At 63.2% G+C, this 19,951-nt stretch carries 18 protein-coding genes and 1 pseudogene; 9 read left to right on the top strand and 10 right to left on the bottom strand.

Annotated elements, in window-relative coordinates:
* The first annotated feature begins 61 nt into the window (after positions 1 to 61).
* Positions 62 to 355 carry a hypothetical protein gene (locus MKD49_RS08925; RefSeq protein WP_034335679.1) on the top strand — a complete coding sequence of 98 codons (294 nt, stop codon included), beginning with the start codon at positions 62 to 64 and terminating at the stop codon, positions 353 to 355.
* 29 nt (positions 356 to 384) lie between these two features.
* Here MKD49_RS08925 and MKD49_RS08920 read toward each other — a convergent pair whose 3' ends face one another.
* From MKD49_RS08920 to MKD49_RS08905, 4 genes are all read right to left on the bottom strand, one after another.
* Positions 385 to 1,170: a glycosyltransferase family 2 protein gene (locus MKD49_RS08920; RefSeq protein WP_227022690.1), complete on the bottom strand. Its 786-nt coding sequence runs from the start codon at positions 1,168 to 1,170 to the stop codon at positions 385 to 387.
* Positions 1,171 to 1,493: 323 nt separating this feature from the next.
* Complete coding sequence (locus MKD49_RS08915; protein WP_121040111.1) at positions 1,494 to 2,801, bottom strand: MFS transporter; 1,308 nt, start codon at positions 2,799 to 2,801, stop codon at positions 1,494 to 1,496.
* Positions 2,802 to 2,949: 148 nt separating this feature from the next.
* Positions 2,950 to 3,708 (bottom strand): SDR family oxidoreductase, encoded by a 759-nt coding sequence (locus MKD49_RS08910; protein ID WP_121040112.1) that lies wholly within the window; start codon positions 3,706 to 3,708, stop codon positions 2,950 to 2,952.
* A gap of 44 nt (positions 3,709 to 3,752) precedes the next feature.
* Positions 3,753 to 5,186, bottom strand: coding sequence for an aldehyde dehydrogenase family protein (locus MKD49_RS08905; protein WP_252696116.1), 1,434 nt, complete (start codon positions 5,184 to 5,186; stop codon positions 3,753 to 3,755).
* Between the two features lie 309 nt (positions 5,187 to 5,495).
* Between MKD49_RS08905 and MKD49_RS08900 the strand changes: the two genes are divergently transcribed.
* From MKD49_RS08900 to MKD49_RS08890, 3 genes are all read left to right on the top strand, one after another.
* Positions 5,496 to 6,272 (top strand): FadR/GntR family transcriptional regulator, encoded by a 777-nt coding sequence (locus MKD49_RS08900; protein WP_204725461.1) that lies wholly within the window; start codon positions 5,496 to 5,498, stop codon positions 6,270 to 6,272.
* Positions 6,273 to 6,336: 64 nt separating this feature from the next.
* Positions 6,337 to 7,278 (top strand): LysR substrate-binding domain-containing protein, encoded by a 942-nt coding sequence (locus tag MKD49_RS08895; protein ID WP_121040118.1) that lies wholly within the window; start codon positions 6,337 to 6,339, stop codon positions 7,276 to 7,278.
* 243 nt (positions 7,279 to 7,521) lie between these two features.
* Complete coding sequence (locus MKD49_RS08890; protein WP_252696115.1) at positions 7,522 to 8,703, top strand: diguanylate cyclase; 1,182 nt, start codon at positions 7,522 to 7,524, stop codon at positions 8,701 to 8,703.
* 25 nt (positions 8,704 to 8,728) lie between these two features.
* Here MKD49_RS08890 and MKD49_RS08885 read toward each other — a convergent pair whose 3' ends face one another.
* The 3 genes from MKD49_RS08885 to imuA are packed head-to-tail and all read right to left on the bottom strand — an operon-like array spanning position 8,729 to position 14,135.
* Positions 8,729 to 11,965, bottom strand: a complete 3,237-nt coding sequence (locus MKD49_RS08885; RefSeq protein ID WP_252696114.1) for an error-prone DNA polymerase — start codon at positions 11,963 to 11,965, stop codon at positions 8,729 to 8,731.
* 9 nt (positions 11,966 to 11,974) lie between these two features.
* Positions 11,975 to 13,459, bottom strand: a complete 1,485-nt coding sequence (locus MKD49_RS08880) for a DNA polymerase Y family protein (RefSeq protein ID WP_252696113.1) — start codon at positions 13,457 to 13,459, stop codon at positions 11,975 to 11,977.
* Entirely contained in the window at positions 13,386 to 14,135 is a 750-nt protein-coding gene (gene imuA, locus MKD49_RS08875; RefSeq protein WP_252696112.1) for a translesion DNA synthesis-associated protein ImuA, read from the bottom strand. Before imuA ends, MKD49_RS08880 begins: the two co-directional genes overlap by 74 nt.
* A gap of 383 nt (positions 14,136 to 14,518) precedes the next feature.
* On the opposite strand from imuA, the gene MKD49_RS08870 reads away from it, so the two are divergent.
* Positions 14,519 to 14,872, top strand: a complete 354-nt coding sequence (locus MKD49_RS08870; RefSeq protein WP_209580476.1) for a KGG domain-containing protein — start codon at positions 14,519 to 14,521, stop codon at positions 14,870 to 14,872.
* A gap of 188 nt (positions 14,873 to 15,060) precedes the next feature.
* On the opposite strand, the gene MKD49_RS08865 is transcribed toward MKD49_RS08870, so the two are convergent.
* Complete coding sequence (locus MKD49_RS08865; protein WP_209580474.1) at positions 15,061 to 15,816, bottom strand: YoaK family protein; 756 nt, start codon at positions 15,814 to 15,816, stop codon at positions 15,061 to 15,063.
* Positions 15,817 to 16,104: 288 nt separating this feature from the next.
* On the opposite strand from MKD49_RS08865, the gene MKD49_RS08860 reads away from it, so the two are divergent.
* Entirely contained in the window at positions 16,105 to 16,365 is a 261-nt protein-coding gene (locus MKD49_RS08860) for a hypothetical protein (RefSeq protein WP_252696111.1), read from the top strand.
* 368 nt (positions 16,366 to 16,733) lie between these two features.
* On the opposite strand, the gene MKD49_RS08855 is transcribed toward MKD49_RS08860, so the two are convergent.
* Positions 16,734 to 17,264 (bottom strand): CBS domain-containing protein, encoded by a 531-nt coding sequence (locus MKD49_RS08855; protein ID WP_252696110.1) that lies wholly within the window; start codon positions 17,262 to 17,264, stop codon positions 16,734 to 16,736.
* Positions 17,265 to 17,553: 289 nt separating this feature from the next.
* Here MKD49_RS08855 and MKD49_RS08850 point away from each other — a divergent pair, with 289 nt between their 5' ends.
* The 3 genes from MKD49_RS08850 to MKD49_RS08840 all read left to right on the top strand — a co-directional run bounded on the left by MKD49_RS08850 (position 17,554) and on the right by MKD49_RS08840 (position 18,954).
* The gene (locus tag MKD49_RS08850; protein ID WP_034329984.1) at positions 17,554 to 17,826 is read left to right on the top strand and encodes a PQ-loop repeat-containing protein; all 273 of its coding nucleotides are present in this window, start codon (positions 17,554 to 17,556) and stop codon (positions 17,824 to 17,826) included.
* 168 nt (positions 17,827 to 17,994) lie between these two features.
* Entirely contained in the window at positions 17,995 to 18,564 is a 570-nt protein-coding gene (locus tag MKD49_RS08845; protein ID WP_252696109.1) for a DUF4142 domain-containing protein, read from the top strand.
* Positions 18,565 to 18,705: 141 nt separating this feature from the next.
* Positions 18,706 to 18,954: a hypothetical protein gene (locus MKD49_RS08840; protein ID WP_121040142.1), complete on the top strand. Its 249-nt coding sequence runs from the start codon at positions 18,706 to 18,708 to the stop codon at positions 18,952 to 18,954.
* A 385-nt stretch (positions 18,955 to 19,339) separates the two neighbouring features.
* Here MKD49_RS08840 and MKD49_RS08835 read toward each other — a convergent pair.
* Positions 19,340 to 19,888, bottom strand: a pseudogene (locus MKD49_RS08835) (type 1 glutamine amidotransferase domain-containing protein); the annotation flags it as partial.
* Positions 19,889 to 19,951 lie beyond the last annotated feature (63 nt).

Below are 19,951 nucleotides of genomic sequence, written 5' to 3'. Positions count from 1 at the left end.
ACGATGGCCGGGCCATCAGGGGACGCGCACAATCCCCGCTTTAGCCGATCGGGAGATGTTCATGCTGCTCTGGCCCCTGCTGATTTGCCTGGCCGTCCTGGCCCTGTATGCGGCTGACCGCGCCTGGTTGCGTTACGTCCGCCGCGAGGATGTGCCCTTGCACGATCCGCAGGGCTATCTGGAGATGACCGCCCGCATGACTGAACTCTGCCACGGCGACCGGATGCGGGTTGACCAGCTGATTGCCCGCCAGCGGCAGCGATTTCCGCAGGCGGGGCATGCCGAGCTGGTGCGGCTGGCCATGCGGGCATTGCTGGAGCCGCAATCCGCAAGCCAATCGGAACGCAGACGTTGATCCACGGCGTGTGGATTTTTCTCTTCTGATTACAGCATGGCCGGTGGCAAATCCAATCCCAGGGTGCGCAGCATCTCCTTGCGACGCAGGCGCAGGTCGTCGTCGCTGGCCGGCCATTTGCGGTAGATCGACAAATAGTCCAAGGCGATCGAACCTTGGGACTTGGCGTCGTTGTTGCGGCTCTGGCCTTCATTGATGTGCACGACCGGCCCGGAAATGCCGAGGAAATTGAAGTCGTATTTGACCACCAGCGAAATCAGGTAATCCCAGTCCTCATGGCTTTGCAGCGCGGCATCCACCAGATGGCGCTTGGCGATGGACGAGGAGAGGATGATAGTGTTGTTGGGGATGAAATTGCTGACCAGCAGGCCGCGGATGTCGGTGCCGCTCATATCGATGTCGGTGCTGGAGATCACCTGGGTGCTCTCTGCTGTACGCATTTCCCTTACCTGGCTATAGGACACGTAGTTGACGGCATCGCTGCGGAAGCGGTTGCATTGGACGATGGCTTGCAGGAAATCGGGCCGATAGCTGTCGTCATCATCCAGGAACAGGATGAAACGGCCACGCGCCAGCTGCACGCCCGCATTGCGTGATTCGGCCGGGCCCTTGGCACCGGGCAGGCAAAGGAAGACATCAGTTTCGCGCAGCAGGCGGCTGGCGACTTCCTTGGTCGCGGCAGTGCCTTCATCAGCGACCAGGACAATCTCGAAATCCCTGAAACTCTGGGCCAGCAAGGATTGCAGAGCGCGTTCAAGGATGGCCGGGCGGCGGTGCGTGGAGACGACGATGGAAAACACGGGCGCAATATGCATGGTCATGAGTCAGTAGTGGGCGGTGGATGTCAGCCGGCCTGGGCCGGTAATCCTGAAAGGAGATTGTCAGGCCATTCGTCCGGCTGGCAGGCAATGCTCTCCCGGCGAACGTAGAAGAGGTGCAGGGTGTCGATGGACATCGGCCCGGCGGGCAGACGATGCAGCAAGATGGGATCCCCCCCGGAATCGACTTTTATTGGGGGCTAACTATAGCGCCCAAAGCAGGCACTGTAAACTTGATGCGGGGAGCTGCATGAAGAAGTCCACCTGCCGGGAGGCAGGTGGAGGGCTGACCTGAATGCGAAGAGGATTGCCAGGCTGTCTTACTTGTTGACCAGCTTGGCTGGCAAGCTCAGCGTGAGCAGACCGCCGATCACCAGCGAGGCCGCCAGCACATACATGCCGGCATTGGTGCTCTGCGTGGTGTCCTTGAGCCAGCCGACCAGGAAGGGGCTGACGAAACCGGCCAGGTTGCCCAGCGAATTGATCAGCGCAATACCGGCTGCAGCTGCGGTGCCCGACAGGAAGGCCGTCGGCAGGCTCCAGAACAGTGGCAGGGTGGTCAGGATGCCGACGCTGGCCAGCGTCAGCGAGGCCATCGCCAGCGCCGTGTTGTGACCATACAGGGTGGACAGCAACAAACCGATGCAACCGACAAATGCGGGAATGGCCACGTGCCAGCGGCGCTCGCGGCGGGCGTCGGCGCTGCGGCCGATCAACACCATGGCCGCAGCGGCGAAGGCGTAGGGGATGGCGGTGAGCAAGCCCACGTTCAGCGGATCGGAGACGCCGGTGGCCTTGATGATGGTCGGCAGCCAGAAGCTCACGCCATACAGGCCCATGACGAAGCAGAAGTAGATCAGCGCACCCAGCCAGACGCGGCCGTTGGCGAACATGGCACCCAGGGACAGGTGCTCCTTCTGGCTTTCTTCGTGGCTGATGTTGGTTTCCAGCAGGCGCTTTTCGTCTTCGGTGAGCCACTCGGCGTCACGGATGCGATCCTTCATATACAGGATCACCAGAACGCCCAGGATCAGCGAAGGAATGGCTTCCAGGATGAACATCCACTGCCATCCGGTATGACCCCATACGCCCGGCATGGCATGCATGATCCAGCCCGACAGCGGGCCGCCGATCACGCCCGAGAGGGCAATGCCGGTCATGAAGAGCGCTGTGATCTTGCCGCGCCGCGCAGCCGGATACCAGTAGGTCAGATACAGGATCACGCCCGGGAAGAAGCCGGCCTCGGCCACCCCCAGCAGGAAGCGCATGATGTAGAACATTTCCGGCGTGGTGACATAGGCCATCGCGCCCGAGATGATGCCCCAGGTGATCATGATGCGGGCGATCCAGAGGCGCGCGCCGACCTTGTGCAGGATCATGTTGCTGGGCACTTCAAAGACGAAGTAACCCAGGAAGAAGATGCCCGCGCCCAGGCCGTAGACGGTATCGCTGAATTTCAGGTCCTGCAGCATCTGCAGCTTGGCAAAGCCGACGTTGACCCGGTCCAGGTAGGAAGCCACATAGCACAGGAACAGCAGCGGCAGCAGCCGCCAGGTGACCTTGCTGTAGGTCGCGTCTTCAAAGGATGCGCGCGCGCCGTCGGCGGCTGCGCCTGCTTGGTAGGTCATGTCTCGCTCCAGATGATGTTTGACGTATCGTTGTTGTGCGTCGCCGGTTCTTTGTGACCGCTTGACGGTGCCACGCATTGTAGTGGCGGTGAGGACATTGTCAAATCATTATCCTCACCGCTTGCATGAAGATTTTTACATCGCCGCCTTACACGCAACGCCCGCCATCGACCTCGATGCACACGCCGGTGACGAACTCTGCTTCATCGGAACCCAAGTAGAGGCAGGCATTGGCGATGTCTTCCGGAGTGGAGAACCGGCCCATGGGGATGGTGGCGACGAACTTCTTGCGGTTTTCCGGGGTGTCGGGCACGCCCATGAATTCGGACAGCAGGCCGGTGGCCGAGATGACCGGATTGACGCAGTTCACGCGGATCTTGTCCGGACCCAGTTCGGCCGCCATCGACTTGCTGGTGGTGATGACGGCGCCCTTGCTGCCGTTGTACCAGGTCAGCCCGGGACGCGGGCGGATGCCGGCGGTGGATGCGATGTTGACGAAAGCACCGCCGCCGACCTGGCGGAAATAGGGCACGAAGGTCTTGGCCGAGAGGAAGATGCTCTTCACGTTGACCGCATAGACGCGGTCGAACTCGTCTTCTTCCACTTCCAGCATGGGGCGGTTGCGATGCGTGGTGCCGGCATTGTTGACGACGATGTCGAGCTTGCCGAAGTGCTCCAGGGCGCTGGCCAGCAGTTGGTCCATGTCAGCGCGCTTGGAGACGTCGGCCTTGGCGAAGACCGCACGGCCGCCGGCCGCCTTGATCTCTTCAACCACCCGCAGGCCGCCCGTTTCGCCGATATCGGCCACCACCACGGAGGCGCCTTCACGGGCATAGGCCTTGGCGATGCCTTCTCCGAAACCCGAACCGCCACCGGTAACGATGGCTACCTTGTCTTGCAAACGCATGATGTGTCTCCTTGAAAATTGTGTGGGTTGAATGAGGGGGGATGTCAGCCGTGGCGGATGGCGATGGTCTTGAGGACCGTGAAGCCATAAAGGGCTTCGAAGCCCTTCTCGCGTCCGTGGCCGCTGGCCTTGACGCCGCCGAAGGGTAGTTCCACGCCGCCGCCGGCGCCATAGTTGTTGATGAAGACCTGGCCGCTGCGAATGGCGCGCGCCAGCCGCAGCTGGCGGCCGCCGTCGCGGGTCCAGACGCTGGCCACCAGGCCGTAGTCGGTACCATTGGCCAGGGCGATGGCTTCGGCTTCATCCTCGAAGGACATGGCCGCCAGCACCGGACCGAATACTTCTTCCTGCGCCAGCCGATGCTGCGGCGGCACGTCACGCAGCAGCGCCGGGGCCTGGTAGAAACCGCCCGCCGGGGCGCCGGGCGCGATCTCGCCCTGCGCCACCAGGGCGATGCCGTCGCGCCGCGCATCCGAGAGGAAACCGGCCACGCGCTCCTGCTGGGTCTTGCGGATCAGCGGGCCGCAATCCAGGTCCATCTGCGAGGAACCCACCTTGAGTTGCGAGAACAGCCCGCCAAGCCGTTCCAGCACCTGCTCGTAAGCGCCACGTTGCACCAGCAGGCGGCTGCCGGCCGAGCAGGTCTGGCCGGCGTTCTGCACGATGGCATTGACCACCACCGGCAACAGGGCGTCCATGTCTGCATCCTCGAAGACCACCTGCGGCGACTTGCCGCCCAGCTCCAGAGTGACCGGGGTGTGATGCTCGGCGGCCGCGCGCACCACCAGCTTGCCCACATTGGGCGAGCCGGTGAAGGAAACGTGGTCCACGTCAGGGTGCTTGACAAGCAGGTCGCCGACCTCGTGGCCATAGCCGGTGACGATGTTGAGCGCACCCTCGGGGAAGCCCGCCTCGGCGGCCAGTTCGGCCACCCGGAGGATGGACAGGCAGGCATCCTCGGCCGGCTTGACCACGCAGGTATTGCCGGCAGCCAGGGCGCCGCCCACGCAGCGTCCGAAGATCTGCATCGGATAGTTCCACGGCACGATGTGGCCGGTCACGCCATGCGGCTCGCGCAGGGTCAGTACCGTATAGCCGGCCTGGTAGGGAATGGTGTCGCCGTGCAGCTTGTCAGCGGCACCGGCGTAGAACTCGAAGTAGCGCACGATGGCCGCAGCATCGGCACGTGCCTGTTTCATGGGTTTGCCGCAGTCGCGTCCTTCAAGCTGGGCCAGTTCTTCCTGGTGATCCTGTAGCTTGTGGGCCAGCTTCATCAGCAGGCGGCTGCGCTCGGCGGCGGAAAGCTTGCCCCACGCACCTTCATACGCGCGGCGTGCTGCCTGCACGGCCTGGTCGATGTCGGCGGCATTGCCACGGGCGATGGCCTCGAAGGCCAGGCCATCGGAGGGATCGATGACCGGGATGCTTTCGCCGGAGGCGGGGGCGACCCAGCGATTGTCGATGAAGTGCTGTTTCATGGCGGTGCGGTCCTTGGGGGCGGATGACGGGGGAGCAGCACAGGGAAGCGGCAGGATGGCACGCCTTGCAGGCGCGGGCCTGCTTCGGATGGTCAGTCCGAGCTTGGCCGGGTAGGGGCTTGTCTCCTGGTGTCTTGTCGTGTGCTGCTGTTTTTTGTTGTGCCTGAATCTAAGCCTGCGCATCCAAGATGTCAAATATATTTACTACTTTGATGACTACTTGCATCGGATGGCTGGCGGTGAGACTGACAAATCCGCTACCATGCGGCCCATGCCGTTCCTGTCCTTTCCTGCCTAACTGGAGTGTCGATGCCCTCATCGAGCAAGTCCCCACGCCCCGGCGCTTCCGGTGACATCCTGAGCCTGGCCGCGGCTGGCCTGGGTCCGGTGCGGCCGGAACGCTTCGCTGAACGGGTATATGAAACCTTGTTCCATGCCATCGTTGAAGGCCGCATTGCCGTCGGCAGCAAACTGCCTTCCGAAAACGACCTGGCCACGCTGTTCGAGGTTTCGCGGCCGGTGGTGCGGCAGGCGCTGGATCGGCTGCGTGAAGATCAGCTGGTGGAGTCCCAGCGTGGCTCCGGGACCTATGTGAAGGAAAAGGCAGGATTGGCCCCGGCCCGTCCCGATGGCGATCCCGAGACCCGCATCGGCCACATCATGAACGGGCTGGAACTGCGGCTGGTGCTGGAGCCGGAATGCGCCTACATGGCCGCCCTGCGACGCAACAAGCAGGATCTGGAAAAGATGGATGCCTTGCTGCTCGGATTCGAGGAAGCCAACCGCGTGGGCGGCATCGCCCATCACTATGATTTCGGCTTCCATGAAGCCATCGCCCAGGCCACCGGCAACCAGCGCTTCGTGCAGGTGATGAAGACGCTGGAATACGATGTCAGCCACGCCGTCAACATGCTGCGCCACCTGATGCAGATCCCGCCCTGGAAGCGCTCGCAGGATGCCATGGACGAACATCGCCAGATCTTCGAGCTGATCCGCCTGCAGGATGCCGAAGGCGCACGGCGCGCCATGCGTGGGCATATCGAGAATGCCCGCACGCGCATGTTCAACAGCCGGCCCGGCTTGTAAGGCTGCTTGACATTCAGGCTGTCAATTTAGTTAACTACTTATCGTCAAGCAGGAAGCTCTTCGCATGGAATTACGCCAACTGCGCTACTTCGTGGCCATCGTCGATCACGGCTCGCTCTCACGCGCGGCGCGTGTGCTGCACATCGCCCAGCCGGCGCTGACCCAGCAGATCCGCCAGCTGGAGGACGAGATGGCGGCGCAATTGCTGCATCGCTCGGCCCAAGGGGTCATCGCTACCGATGCCGGCAAGGTCTTTTATGAGCACGCGCTGGCGATCTTGAAACAGGTGCAGGATGCCAAGCAGGCCGTGGCGCAGTCCACCGACAAACCCTCCGGCACGGTGGCGCTGGGCATTCCGCAGAGCGTCTCCAATGCGCTGGCCTTGCCGCTGCTCAATGCAGTGCGCTCGATCTACCCCGAGATCACCCTGCAACTGACCGAGGAATTGACCGGTAACCTCATCACCCAGTTGAAATCCGGCCGCATCAATCTGGCGGTGCTGTTTGACGACGGCCAGCTGTCGTCCTTCGCAGCCACGCCCATGATCGAGGAAGAGATGATGTACATCACCCGCGCCAAGTCGCGCTATGGGGTGAAAGGCCGCAAGGGCGTGCCGCTGGCCAAGGCCATCGAAGCACCGCTGATCCTGCCGGGCCTGGCCCATGGGGTGCGCCCGCGCATCGAGAGCCTGGTGCGCGGGCAGGGCATGAGCCTGGACAACGTCATTGAGATCAACTCGGTGGCCATCCTCAAATCGGCCATCCTGGCCGATATCGGGGCCACCATCCTGCCGGTGGCGCCGCTGCTGGCCGACATCGAGCGCGGCGAGATGGTGGCCCATGCCATTGCCGGCGAACAGATCTCGCGCACCCTGGTGCTGTGCGCCTCGCGCAATATCCCGCTGACCACCGCGGCGGCTGCGGTGGAACGGCTGGTGCTGGATGTGACCGACGCGCTGTGCCGTTCCGGCCAGTGGGGGCATACCCGGCTATTGGAACGTACATGAACCACGCTAATAAAGTGAATAAAATTGAACAAGCGCCGTCTTTTTGAGCTTAAAAGTTCAGATTTTTTGATGAATTGCTGAAAATCACTGCTGAGCTGGCGCCTTCGGTTACACTGGCGACGACCCTGGCCGTCCTCGAGCCCCAAGCCAACTGAGGATGCCGCCGATGCGCTGAGGGGCGCATCCTCCGCATCGCTTGCCGCGATGCCTTCTATACCTGCCCGCAAGGGCAAGCGAATCCGCATGAATCCTTTCACCGCCAGCATTGCGCTGGCCATCGTACAGTTTTGCAGTGGCGTGATCATGACCGGCCTGTTCATCAGCACGCCGTCAGAGCGCTTCACGCGGCTGTGGGCGCTCTCGGGCGTGTTCTCGGCACTGGGGATCTGCGTCACCGTTGCAGTGTATGCCGGGCTGGCTGGCAGCCTGCGGCCGCTCGGCTTGTTGCTGGGCAATACGCTGGTGTTTTCTTCCGGCATCGTTGCCTGGTGCGGACTGCGCAGCTTTTACCAGCGCCAGTCGGGCGACTGGCCTTGGATGCTGCTGATCGCCTATACCGTCAGCTTTACCGCGCTGCTGATCGGCGGCGCCGATTTCACCCATCGTGCCTACCTCGCCGTGGGCGGCATGCAGGTGGTGTTCTGCCTGGTGCTGCTTGAATTCTTCAAGGGCTTGTCCGGGCCGCTGGCCGCGCGCTATCCACGCTGGACCTTTGGCCGCTGGATCGGCATCGTGGCCTTGTTGATCCTCAGCGCCACCCATGTGAACCGGCTGCTGCTGTCGCTGTCGCATCCGGAACTGTTCATGCCCCCCGAGATGAGCAGTCTGGGTGTAGGCCTGATCTATCTGATTCCCATCAGTGGCACCTTGCTGCTGTCGGTGTCGCTGATGATGATCTACTTCGAACGGCTGCTGGCCGACAAGCAGCGGCTGGCGACCGAAGATGAACTGACCGGCACCCTCAACCGCCGCGAGCTGGTGCGCTGTGGCGAAGAGGCGCTGGCCCGGGCCGTGCAGGGCAGGCGGGTCCTGACGCTGGCCTTCATCGATGTGGATCACTTCAAAGACATCAACGACACCCACGGCCACCTGGTCGGAGATCGGGTGTTGGCTGACATCGGCGCCTTGCTGCGCGAGCACTGTTGCCAGGGCGGCATGGTCGGCCGCTACGGTGGCGAGGAATTCTGCGCGGTCTTCCCGGACTGGTCGGAGGTCCAGGCACGCCAGATAGCCCAGCATCTGCTGGAGACTGTGCGCAACCACGATTTCGGGCATGGACAAAGGGTCACCATCAGCGTCGGGCTGGCGGTATTGCAGCCGGGCCAGTCCATGAGCTGGGATGCACTGGTCCACGAAGCTGACCTGGCGCTGTATCGTGCCAAGACCGAAGGGCGGAATGCTTTCCGGATGGCGCTGGCAGCTTGATCCGGCTGTGGCGTTGAGGATCGCTTCAGAAGAAATCCCGGCTGCGCGGCTGCAGCTCGCCCAGCAGATGGGTCCAGTCTTCCAGCCGCCCCGCCACCAGGTGGCGCACTTCTCCATGGCACTGCCAGCTGCCATACACCCCCAGCAAGCGCGCATTCAAGACCTCGCTGCGCTGCCGCTCCAGTACCGAAGGCCAGACGATCACATTGGCTGAACCAGTCTCATCCTCCAGCGTCATGAAGATCACCCCCTTGGCCGTGCCCGGCCGCTGGCGCACCGTGACGATGCCGCAGCAGCAGGCGAACTGGCGGTTCTGCAGTGTGTTCAGGTCGGCCACGCTCATGAAGCGCCGCCGCTGCAAGGTCGGGCGCAAGAGCGCCAGCGGATGGCGGCGCAGCGTCAAATTCATGGCGCGGTAGTCGTCGACGATCTGGTCGCCTTCGCCGGGTGCCTCCAGCTGGACCGCGTCATCCCCGCGCGCTGCCGTGCGCAGCAGGTCACGGTCGGGCACTGCGCCTACCGCATGCCAGAGCGCGGCGCGCCGGTGTCCGGCCAGCTCGCGCAAGGCATCGCCCGCTGCCAGCGCTTGCAGGGCGTGGCGGTCCAGCCCGGCGCGCCGGGCCAGGTCATCGACATCGGCAAAGGGACGTTCGGCCCCGGCCTGCTCGATACGCTGCGCCGCCTGTTCGGGCATGCCGCGCAGCAGGCTCATGCCCAGCCGCACGGCCGGACGCGCCTGGCCGGTCGGGTCCAGCTCCAGAATGGATTCCCAGCGGCTGCGCAAGACGTTCACCGGCAGGACCTTGACCCCATGCCGGCGCGCATCCTGGATCAATTGGGAGGGCGAATAAAACCCCATGGGCTGGCTGTTGAGCAGGCCGCACAGGAAGGCTTCCGGCTCGTGGCACTTGAGCCAGCTGCTGAAATAGGTCAGCAGGGCAAAGCTGGCGGCATGGCTTTCGGGGAAACCGTATTCGCCGAAACCCTCGATCTGGTTGAAGATGCTCTCGGCGAATTCACGTGAATAGCCATTGTCGGTCATGCCCAGCACCAGCCGTTCATGGTGCGGGCCCATGCCGCCCTTGCGCTTCCAGGCGGCCATGGAGCGGCGCAGATCATCGGCTTCACTGGGGGAATATCCGGCAGCCTCGATGGCCACGTCCATCACTTGCTCCTGGAAGATCGGGATGCCCAGGGTGCGCTCCAGCACTTTCCTGATCTTGCCGCTCTTGCTGGTGTTGTCCGGATAGTCGAAGCTGCCGCCGCTGCGCACCAATTCCCGCCGCCGCAGGTAGGGATGGACCATGCCGCCCTGGATCGGCCCCGGCCGCACGATGGCGACCTGCACCACCAGGTCGTACTGGGTGCGTGGCTGCATGCGCGGCAGCATGCTCATCTGGGCGCGGCTCTCGATCTGGAACACGCCGATGGTATCGGCCTTGCAGATCATGTCGAACGTGGCTGGATCTTCACGCGGAATGTCGTACATCTGCATGACCTGCGGCAGGCCGCGCCGCAGGCTCGCCAGTTCCAGCGAGCGGCGCAGGGCGGTCAGCATGCCCAGCGCAAGGACGTCGACCTTGAGCAGCTTCAGTGACTCCAGGTCATCCTTGTCCCATTCGATGACGGAACGCTCTTCCATGGCTGCATTCTGGATCGGCACCAGCCGCGACAACTGCCCGCGCGCGATCACGAAGCCCCCGGTGTGCTGCGACAGATGGCGCGGGAAGCGCAGCAGCTTGCCGGTGATGCTGGCCCATAGGCCGATCTGCGGCAGTTCCGGGTCCAGCCCGGCTTCGGCAAAGCGGGCCAGCAATTCTTCCCGGCTGTCGAACCAGTGCTGCGACTTGGCCACCGTATCGACGATGGCCGCATCCACGCCCAGTGCTTTGCCGACCTCGCGCAGAGCGCCACGCGGCCGGTAGCTGTGCACGGCGGCCGCCAGCGCAGCGCGGCGGCGGCCGTACTTGCGGTAGATGTGCTGGATCACTTCTTCGCGGCGCTGGTGCTCGAAGTCCACGTCGATGTCGGGCGGTTCCTCGCGCTTTTCGCTGATGAAGCGGGCAAACAGCAGCCGGGTGGAGGTGGGATCGACCTCGGTCACCCCCAGGCAGTAGCACACCGCCGAGTTGGCCGCCGAGCCGCGTCCCTGGCACAGGATGCCGCGCGAGCGGGCGAACTTGACCAGGTCGTAGACCGTCAGGAAATAAGCTTCATATTCCTTTTGGGCGATCAGGGACAATTCCATCTCGATCTGTGCGCGCACCTCGCCCGGCATCCCTTGCGGATAGCGTTTAAAGGCCCCGGCCAGGGTTTCCTGCCGCAGGTAGTCGGCCGGGCTCATGCCCAGCGGCACCAGTTCGTCAGGATATTCATATCGCAATTCAGCCAGGCTGAACTGGCAACCGGCCGCCACCGCCAGGGTCTGGGCCAAGGTCGCCGGGCTGTGCACCAGCGACAGCCGCATGCGTGGCCGCAGGTGCTGTTCGGCATTGGGTGCCAGGGCCAGGCCGCATTCCTGCACCGGCTTGCCGACGCGGATGGCCGTGACCACATCCTGCAGGTATTTGCGCGAACGCTGGTGCATCTGCACATCGCCCACCGCCGCCAGCGGCAAGCCATGCAGCCGTGCTGCGGCATCGATGGCAGCGCGATGCAGGTCGTCCAGCGGACGGTACAGGCGCGTCATGCCGACCCATGAGCGGCCGGGGGCCAGCGGGGCGAACCAGCGCAATTGCGCATCCAGCGTTTCTTCATCGGCCGGGTAGTCCGGCACCAGGATCAACTGGCAATCGGGCAGGGTGCGCAGGTGCGACAGGGCGGGCGGCGGCTGGCTCAGGTCTTCCGGCGACAGCAGGTAGCTGCCTTTTTCGGCGCGGGTGCGCGCCAGCGTGATGAGTTCGCAGAGGTTGCCATAGCCTTCGCGGTTCCTGGCCAGCCCCACCAGGGTCATCCTCGCCAGGGGGTGGGCCGGATCATCCTTCAAAGCCGTGAAACGGAAGCAACTGCCGATGAGCAGCTTGAAATCCTTGGCCTTGCCGCGATTGACCTGTTCCATCCAGGCGGCATGGGCGCGCACCACGCCGGCCATGGTGCATTCATCGGTGATGGCCAGGGCCCGATAGCCCAGTTCGATGGCACGATCCACCAGTTCCTGCGCATGCGAGGCCCCATGCAGGAAACTGAAGTTGGTGCGGCAATATAGTTCGGCATAGTCGGGCAGGCCGGTCTGGGGGACGCCCAAGGGCAGGGAAGCTTGCATGCCGTGCTCCTAGCCGAACAGGCCGTGCAGGAACCACTGCGGCTCCTCGTCGGACCACTCGCCGCCGCGCCACTGGCGGAAGATCCAGTAATAGGCATGGCTGGCATCGCGCGCCGTGAAGTAGTCGCGCGTCAATGGCCGGCCTTCCCACCAGCCGGCTTCGATGCGTTCGGGCGGCGAAGTGAATTCCAGCGCACTGCGATAGAAGGGCTTGTGCTGCTGCATCCGCAAGGGCAAGGGTTCGGCCAGCAGCCACAACGGACGCGGCGGCAATCGTGCCGCATCGGTGTTCAGGGCAGCCGGCAGGCTGGCGGGGCTCTGCATCACGCTGCACCAGCGGTTGGCGATCTCGGGCCGGTGATCGGCGCGCGGGGCGGCCTGCTGCACCTTGTCCGCGCCCAGACGCGCCACCAGCAGTTCCAGCAGGCGCTGGTGATCCTCGGCACTGCCGCCGGGTTCGGGAAAGAGCATCTCGCTGGCCGCCTGCTGGCTTTCCAGTTCATCGGCGGCCAGCCCCAGGGCGATGGCCGGGGCGGGCAGGGAGGAACGGGCCAGCTTTTCCTTGACCAGGGTGTGCAGGTGGTCTTCCTGCCAGGCCGGGACCGACAGCGCTACCTGCAGCTCGGTGGGCGCCACTGCCTGCCGTCCGCGTTCATGTTCCAGCCACAGGCGCAGCTTCTTGATGGCCAACTGACGTGCGGTCAGCCAGCCGGCCAGCTGGGCCAGCAAGCCTTGAGCATAGGCGGCCAGGATGTCGGTGTGCTCGATGCGGTCCGGCAGCTCCACCCGGGCCTGGAAGGTTGGCGGTGCCACGATCCAGTCATGCACTTCGGGCGTGGCACCATAGGCGCGGTCCAGCATGCCCAGCAATTCCTTGCCGCAGCGGCGCTGCAAGCCGGCGCGGGGCAGGCGCTGCACCTGGCCCAGCTGCCGGCAGCCCAGCCCGTGCAGCCATTCCAGATGGGCACGGGCGGCGGTGAGCAGAACCACCGGGAGACGGTCCAGTCGGCGCTGCAGGGAATGGTGGCTCAGGGTGCGCACGTAGCCATAGCGTGCCAGCAGCCAGGCCCCGGTGGCCGTGACGGCGCAGGACAGGGTGGCCGACAGTCCCATCCGGGCAATGGTCACCCGGATCTTGCGGCACAGGGCCCGGATGCCGCCGAACAGGCGCAGGCTGGCGCCCACTTCCAGCAGGATGCAGTCCTCTTCGGCCAGCGTGACCTGGGGCGTGTATTGCAGCAGGGCCAGGGCGGCTTGCTGCAAGGTGGTTTGCTCCCGCAGGATATCCCGCTCGTTCAGATGCGCTTGCGGTGCCAGCAACTGCACGCCGCCGCGCCGCATGCCTTCGTGCACGCCCAGCGCGCGCGCCGGTGCCGTCAGGGCGGATACGCGATCGCGCTCGAAGACCACGGCCGCTGCCTCATCCAGCCAGTTCGGACGGAAGACTTCCAGCGGCAGCAGTGGCAGGTGTACGGCGATCCACAGGGGTGACATGGCGTTGCAAATTCGGTGAAGGCAGCAAAGGGAGAAACAGGCTTTGTTCGCGCAGCGGTCCGCGGCGCTTGAGAAAACCGATCTCCAGCCCGTCGCGCGCTGACTTGAGCGTCAGCCGCAGGGGCGCGGGGGAAGGCTCGCGCGCGCAGGACAGCGGCCTCAGCATGAAGAACAGCGTCTGCCCGGCCTGCGCTGCCACGTGCAGTCGCCGCAGCAGGTCATGATCGCCCTTGCGCAAGCGCGGCTGCCACATCAGCAGGGCCTGGCAGCTGTCGGCCCGCAAGACCTGCTCGGCGGCCCAGCAGGCGTCGGCCGCATGATCGGCCTGCAGCTGCAGCAGCCGTGATGCTTCCACCCCCATATGCGCCCAGCCGGGGGCATTGACCTGGTGTGGGGCCTGCAGCAGGGCGATCCGGCCAGCCTGCGGCGGGCGCCGGGCAGTGGCGGGCGCACGCGCCAGTACCGGGCGCAACAGGCGCAGCTCGCCCACGCCCTCCTGCGGCAGCAGCAGCTCGATGAGCACCCCGGGCGGCCAGCCGCGTTCGGGCAGCTCGGCATCCAGCGCCTCGAATCCGCTGGAGACACCGCGCGCACCACCGCGCGCCAGCTGGGAGGCCAGCCAGAGCGAGGGGTGGATGATTTCCGGACGAGGGACCGGAGAGCTGGATGTCAACATGGCAAGAAAACGAGGATGCGAAACAGCAGGAAAGTGCGGGTAAAAGCAAAGACTGTATAAATATACAGTAATTGTTTTGAGGTGTGAAAAAAACTGCCTTTGGGCTTTCAATCACGTGAAATTTCCCGGGGGCAATGCCGAAGATCGCTGATCCATCAGCAATTGATACCTAAAATGCAAGCTCATCTTCAGTTTTTCCTACATGTCTGACAGCCATTGCTGACCTTGGCAGAAGAGCTCTTCCGATAGTGAGGATCGGTGAGGCTTTCTACACTGCAGATGTGGACAAAAGTTGGGTTGTCATTTGCATGCTCGCGCAGAGCAAGAGGGCGGCGAATGACAAATGTCTGCTCCATTCGATCATCCAAGACAAGGAGTCACACATGGCAAATTCACAAAATCCGGGGAACAGCAATCGCGGCTTCGCCGCCATGGATAGGGAGAAACAGCGCCAGATCGCCAGCATGGGAGGCAAGGCCGCCCACGCCAAGGGTGCCGCCCATGAGTTCACCTCCGCCGAAGCCCGGGAAGCCGGACGCAAGGGTGGCCTCAACAGCCATGGCCGCAAGAACGCAGCAGCTGCAGCGGCAGCAGCGCAAAACGGTGGTGGCGGCAACGGTGCCGCGACCTCGGCCCAGCCGCAGATGAGCCAGAGCACCCCGCAGGAGGGCAACGGCGCCCCCCGGCAACCGCAGCAGTCGGATAGCACCGATAGCACCCCGCAGCAGCAGGGCTGAACGGAAAGAACTTGGCCGCCTCAGGCAGCGGCGGGCGCAGCACGGTCACAACAGCAGAACACGGCCCTCCGAGGCCGCACCGTCGGCGCGAGAGACCGATAACAAGAAAACGAAAGGCGCGTTCAGCGCCTTTTTTGTTGCCTGTTGCCTGTACGCTGTACGGGCAAGGGTGGATCAAGCCGTTCCTCTCAGGGGCGCGCCAGATCATCCATCATTGGCACCAGCGCCAGCAGGAACAGCGCGGCCGCCAGCGGCATGGTCGCCAGGAAACCCAGCGCCTTGAAACCGAAGGCCCCCGCCACGCCCCCCAGGAAGAACATCAGCAGCAAGGACGACAGCAGCATGAACTTGCGCCGCGCACCCGGCACGGGATCTTCCGTCACCGCCTCATGGGGCTGGCGGGGGGCCAGGGTCCAGTAGCACATCTTGCCGATCTCGATACCGATGTCGGTGACCAGGCCCGTGACGTGGGTGGTACGGATCTCCGATCGCGAAATCTTGCTGATCATGGCATTTTGCAGACCCATCACGAAGCACAGCAAGGCCGCGGTCACCGGCACGAACAGCAGACGGTGATTTTCCAGATTGCTGCCGAGAATGCCAAAACACAGCAACAGCATGGCTTCCAGCATCAGCGGCATGGCGTATTCGCTGTGCAGGCCGCGCCGCCGCGCCCAATTGATCATCACCGCTGAACAGGCCGCTCCCAGCAGGAACGACAGCAAGGCACTGGCGCCGGCCACCAGCAGCAGGGTTTCCCCCAGCACCAGGTTGTCGGCCAGCGAGGAGACGATGCCCGACATGTGCGAGGTGTATTGGCCCACGGCCAGGAAACCGCCCGCATTGACGGCGCCGGCGATGAAGGCCAGCGAACGCCCCAGATGGCGGTTGGAGAGATCGGTGCGCGCCGGACTGGTCAGACGGCGCAGGTAATTGATGGGCATGACGGTTCCAGACAGAGAGGCAAGCACCCCAGGCGACAGCATCCCCAAGCCACCCCTGCGCAACGTCTGCCTCTCCTGTCCCCCCGGAGAGACTCATCTTCGCCGCTTCCTACGCAGAGAGCCGGTGGCTTCTTGCTGCCTTTGCCTTCAGTGTTTCTTATGCTGACAAGAATACTTCTTCCTGGCCCGGCGCGGGGAAAGAGGCTGCATTGCCTGACCTGCGTCAGTGGCGCGGGCGGCACAGGTTTCTTCCTGCCGGGTCTTTCACCTTGAACAGAGGAGCACACCATGAGCATTCCCATCGACATTCCCGGCGGTCACCATCTGGGCGAACTGAGCGGCCCCGTGGCCGATGCGCAAGGAGCACCGGTCATGCAGCCAGGCGTGCAGCAATCCGAGGAAGGCGGCTTTCGCGGCATCGTACTCATCGGCGCTTCTCCGCAAGCGCCGCAGGAGCCGGTCTCTACCCATGTCTGCCCGATGTTGCGCACGACCAGCGAACTGGCCTATGCCGATGCTCTGGCGTTTATCGCCGGACAGGGCAACTGAATCATTCGAACCATGCGAACCATTCTTCAGGTGAAGAAACCAATGCGGATAAAAATGAAGATAAAAAAAAGGCCGCCTAGGGAGGCGGCCTGAGGGGGAGGGATATAAGACGCCGGGGATCGGGGGAATCGCCGGAGAATTTCTGCTTATGAAAACGACTCGTGGGGATAAACCGATGGGGGATGGACTGTATTCATGACACGACGGAGGGGGACGTTCGTATCGGAATGTGGGGTCCTCGGTTTCGAGTTCGTTGAGATGCATAGTAGCGATGCAGCGCAAAAAAGAAGATCGGACAGTGTCCAATAAACGCGTAGGAAAACACCTACATCGCACGCCTTCGAACGCGCCGCAAATCCGCGCCAGCCCTACTTGTGGCCGATATTGACCTCGTGCATGTCACTGTTGCGCACTTCCGGCAATTCGAAGTCGCCAGAAGGCGACACTTCCTGTGCCGGACGCACCGGTGCAGCGGGCAAGGAAATCTCCGCCAGTGCGTTGCCCACGCCGCGATTCTGGGTCTTGGCGGCGACGTCGCCCAGGCTCACCATGCCGACCAGATTCTTCTGGCGGTCCATCACGGGCAGGCGGCGGATCTGGCGCTGCACCATATCGTCCAGCACATCATCTACAGGCTCATCTTCGTAGCACCACAGGACCTCGTGGCTCATTACCTCGGTCAGCGGCAGGCTCTCGGAAAGGCGATTGCGGGCCACGGCGCGCAGGACGATGTCGCGGTCGGTGACCAGGCCGACCAGATTGTGCTGGGCATCGCAGACGGGCAGGGCGCCTACATCCAGTGACTCCATCGCCTGGGCGGCACGGATGACGGAATCATCCGGGCTCAAGGTATGGACACCGCGTGTCATGACGTCGGCAATGGTTCGGGTAGCGTGCATGTTGACCTCCTGAGTGGATGGGAATGGCTGTAAAGGGGGATCTGAAGGGGGATCTTGACTTCCACTCCAGACTAGGGAAGTGACGCCGATGCCGCAATGCCACATGCGCCCTTTGTCGGGTCGGCCAATTCGCGCAGGCCCGTGCGAATGCGCCGACCTGCGTTGCAGGGCTGCCGGGGAAACTTCCTACAGCGCCTCGCGGCGCTGGCCGATGGTGGCCGCTGCCGGCTTGGTCCACCATCGGCACACCATTCGCTTGCCGGGCCTTCACGGGCTCATATCGACCATCATGTCCGATCACATCACCGACCTCATCGGCTGGGGCGCGACCCTCATCCTTCTGCTCACCATCTCCTCCCAGGTCTACGAACAGTGGCGCAGCCGCTCCACCCAGGGCGTCTCGCACTGGCTCTTTGCGGGTCAACTGGCGGCTTCTACCGGCTTCGTCGCCTACAGCGTCCTGCAAGGGGACTGGGTGTTCGTAGTCTCGAATGTGTTCCTGCTCTTCACCGCTTTGCTGGGGCAGGTGCTGTATCTGCGCAATCGCCGCCGTCAGCAGTGAGTCACGCATGAGTCACGCATGATCCGGGCGCCATGCCGCTCATCGATTCTTACATCGGTCATTGGCGCTGTCTGATGCAAGCCGCCGCCCTTCCTGACTACAGTGAAAACATGGCAGCCCCGAATGGGGCAGAAGCTGATCCATCATCCACACGACAAGGAGCCTTTCATGCAACGTACCCAGAATATTCAATCCCGCCTGCACACCTGCGCCAGCCGCCGCCTGATCGGGGCCGGCGTCCTGATGATCGCCGGGGCCGCCTTTTCCTTCAATGCAGCGGCCGAGTCCGTGAACAGCAAGGACAAGAGCTTCATGACCAACGCCGCCGAAGCCGGCCACGCTGAAATCGAAGCCAGCAAGATCGCGCTCGAAAAGAGCAGCAACCAGGCCGTCAAGGATTACGCCCAGAAAATGATCGACCAGCACACCACGGTGGATGAGCAGCTCAAGCAACTGGCCTCCAGCAAGGATGTCACCCTGCCGGCTGAACCCAGCATGGCCCAGCGCGCCAAGATCGCCATCCTGGAAAAGCTCAAGGGCAATACCTTCGACAAGCGCTATGCCAGCATGATTGGTGTGTCCGCTCATGAAGATGCGGTCAAGCTGTTCCAGAAGTCGTCCAAGGAAGCCCAAGATCCAGATGTGAAGACTTTTGCCGCCAAGACGCTGCCGGGCCTGCAGGAACACCTGCAGATGGGCCGTGACCTGAAGAAAACCGTGGATGCCGCCAAGAAATAATCGTCATCCCTTCAGTCGATCAGCACTGCAAATGAAATAAACCTTCCCTTGCGGCGTTGATCGACTAAGCTGTAGTCAGCTTCACTCCCGCCCCCTGTCATGCCGTCCCCCCCTCACGCCCGTGTGCCCAGGAGACTTGTCATGAAACACTTCGCCCGCTCCGTCGAACAGCAGCAAGCCGGTCATTTCATGCCGCGTGTCACCAAGCTGGACAAGCACAAATACGTCGCCTACATCGATACCCGTATTGATGAACTCTGGCACATGGATTTGCTGGACCTCGGTGCGCAACCGGTGCGTATCTGCAAGAAACGTAAAGCGGCCGAGAAGGCTGCCTTGGCACTGCTGGCCGAAGCCATGCACAAGCATCAAGCGGAACAGAGGGGCTAGGCCGCCGATGGATGCCGGCCATTTGCCTGGCGTCCTTGGTGGTGCCAATGCCGTCCGGCGTGGTCCGGGCGGCATGCTCATTTTCAGGGCTGGCAGTTTTGGTCAATTCCTTCACGCAACAGGCGCGCGCTTCAGAGCCAACCCGTCGCCCGGCCATAAAAAATCGAGGGGCTAGCCCTCGATTTTCACTTTCCTTCATATCAGCCTGAAACCGTGCCTAGCCATCACTTTGTGCTGATTCGCCATGGGCGACCGCAAAGGCTTCGCTTTCATGGTTGGGCGGTGCGGCCGGGGCACTGCCTTTCTCCGACAATTGCGGTTTGGAGGAGCCGCCGGCAGAGATGGAGCCATCGCCTGCAGCGTCGGCGGGTTGCTGGCGCTGTTCACGGCGCTGCTGCTCATCCAGCAGTTTCATGAATTCATTGTTGAAGGCCGGGATATCGGCGGGTTTGCGCGAGGACACGAAGTTTTCGTCCCGCACCACTTCCTGGTCGACCCACTGGCCACCCGCATTCTTGAAGTCATCCTGCAAGCTGGGCCAGCTGGTCACGGTGCGCCCCTTGGCGATGCCCGCCGAGATCAGCAGCCAGCCGCCATGGCAGATGGAGGCGATGGGCTTTTCCGCATCATTGGCGGCACGCACGAAATTGCGGGCTTCGGGCAGCAGGCGCATGGCGTCGCCATTGACCACGCCACCCGGCAGCAGCACGGCCGAATAATCAGCCGGATTGGCGCTATCCAGGCTGCCATCGACACTGACCACTTCGCCCTTGTCCACGTGCTTGAAGCCCTGCACGCTGTCGCTCTTGTCGGAGAGGATGTGGACCGTCGCGCCGGCGGCTTCCAGCGCCTTTTTCGGTTCCAGCAGTTCGGCCTGCTCGAAGCCATCGGTCACCAGCACGGCGACCTTCAATTGGTTGTAGCGATTGCTCATCATGGTTCTCCCTTCATCAAATAAAAAAGCGGCCGGCATGCACCGGCCGCCCAGGAATCGGGC

The organism is Herbaspirillum sp. WGmk3, assembly GCF_023952535.1.
GTDB classification, from domain to species: domain Bacteria; phylum Pseudomonadota; class Gammaproteobacteria; order Burkholderiales; family Burkholderiaceae_D; genus Herbaspirillum; species Herbaspirillum huttiense.
This window is presented reverse-complemented; position numbering and strand designations above follow the sequence as displayed.

Bases quoted from the DNA above. Each gene is read 5' to 3' on its own strand.
- MKD49_RS08855 (WP_252696110.1), bottom strand. From the start codon at position 17,264: ATGCACGCTACCCGAACCATTGCCGACGTCATGACACGCGGTGTCCAT.
- MKD49_RS08860 (WP_252696111.1), top strand. From the start codon at position 16,105: ATGAGCATTCCCATCGACATTCCCGGCGGTCACCATCTGGGCGAACTG.
- MKD49_RS08905 (WP_252696116.1), bottom strand. From the start codon at position 5,186: ATGAAACAGCACTTCATCGACAATCGCTGGGTCGCCCCCGCCTCCGGC.
- MKD49_RS08895 (WP_121040118.1), top strand. From the start codon at position 6,337: ATGGAATTACGCCAACTGCGCTACTTCGTGGCCATCGTCGATCACGGC.
- MKD49_RS08885 (WP_252696114.1), bottom strand. From the start codon at position 11,965: ATGCAAGCTTCCCTGCCCTTGGGCGTCCCCCAGACCGGCCTGCCCGAC.
- MKD49_RS08865 (WP_209580474.1), bottom strand. From the start codon at position 15,816: ATGCCCATCAATTACCTGCGCCGTCTGACCAGTCCGGCGCGCACCGAT.
- MKD49_RS08870 (WP_209580476.1), top strand. From the start codon at position 14,519: ATGGCAAATTCACAAAATCCGGGGAACAGCAATCGCGGCTTCGCCGCC.
- MKD49_RS08850 (WP_034329984.1), top strand. From the start codon at position 17,554: ATGTCCGATCACATCACCGACCTCATCGGCTGGGGCGCGACCCTCATC.
- MKD49_RS08920 (WP_227022690.1), bottom strand. From the start codon at position 1,170: ATGCATATTGCGCCCGTGTTTTCCATCGTCGTCTCCACGCACCGCCGC.
- MKD49_RS08840 (WP_121040142.1), top strand. From the start codon at position 18,706: ATGAAACACTTCGCCCGCTCCGTCGAACAGCAGCAAGCCGGTCATTTC.
- MKD49_RS08915 (WP_121040111.1), bottom strand. From the start codon at position 2,801: ATGACCTACCAAGCAGGCGCAGCCGCCGACGGCGCGCGCGCATCCTTT.
- MKD49_RS08900 (WP_204725461.1), top strand. From the start codon at position 5,496: ATGCCCTCATCGAGCAAGTCCCCACGCCCCGGCGCTTCCGGTGACATC.
- MKD49_RS08880 (WP_252696113.1), bottom strand. From the start codon at position 13,459: ATGTCACCCCTGTGGATCGCCGTACACCTGCCACTGCTGCCGCTGGAA.
- MKD49_RS08845 (WP_252696109.1), top strand. From the start codon at position 17,995: ATGCAACGTACCCAGAATATTCAATCCCGCCTGCACACCTGCGCCAGC.
- imuA (WP_252696112.1), bottom strand. From the start codon at position 14,135: ATGTTGACATCCAGCTCTCCGGTCCCTCGTCCGGAAATCATCCACCCC.
- MKD49_RS08910 (WP_121040112.1), bottom strand. From the start codon at position 3,708: ATGCGTTTGCAAGACAAGGTAGCCATCGTTACCGGTGGCGGTTCGGGT.
- MKD49_RS08925 (WP_034335679.1), top strand. From the start codon at position 62: ATGCTGCTCTGGCCCCTGCTGATTTGCCTGGCCGTCCTGGCCCTGTAT.
- MKD49_RS08890 (WP_252696115.1), top strand. From the start codon at position 7,522: ATGAATCCTTTCACCGCCAGCATTGCGCTGGCCATCGTACAGTTTTGC.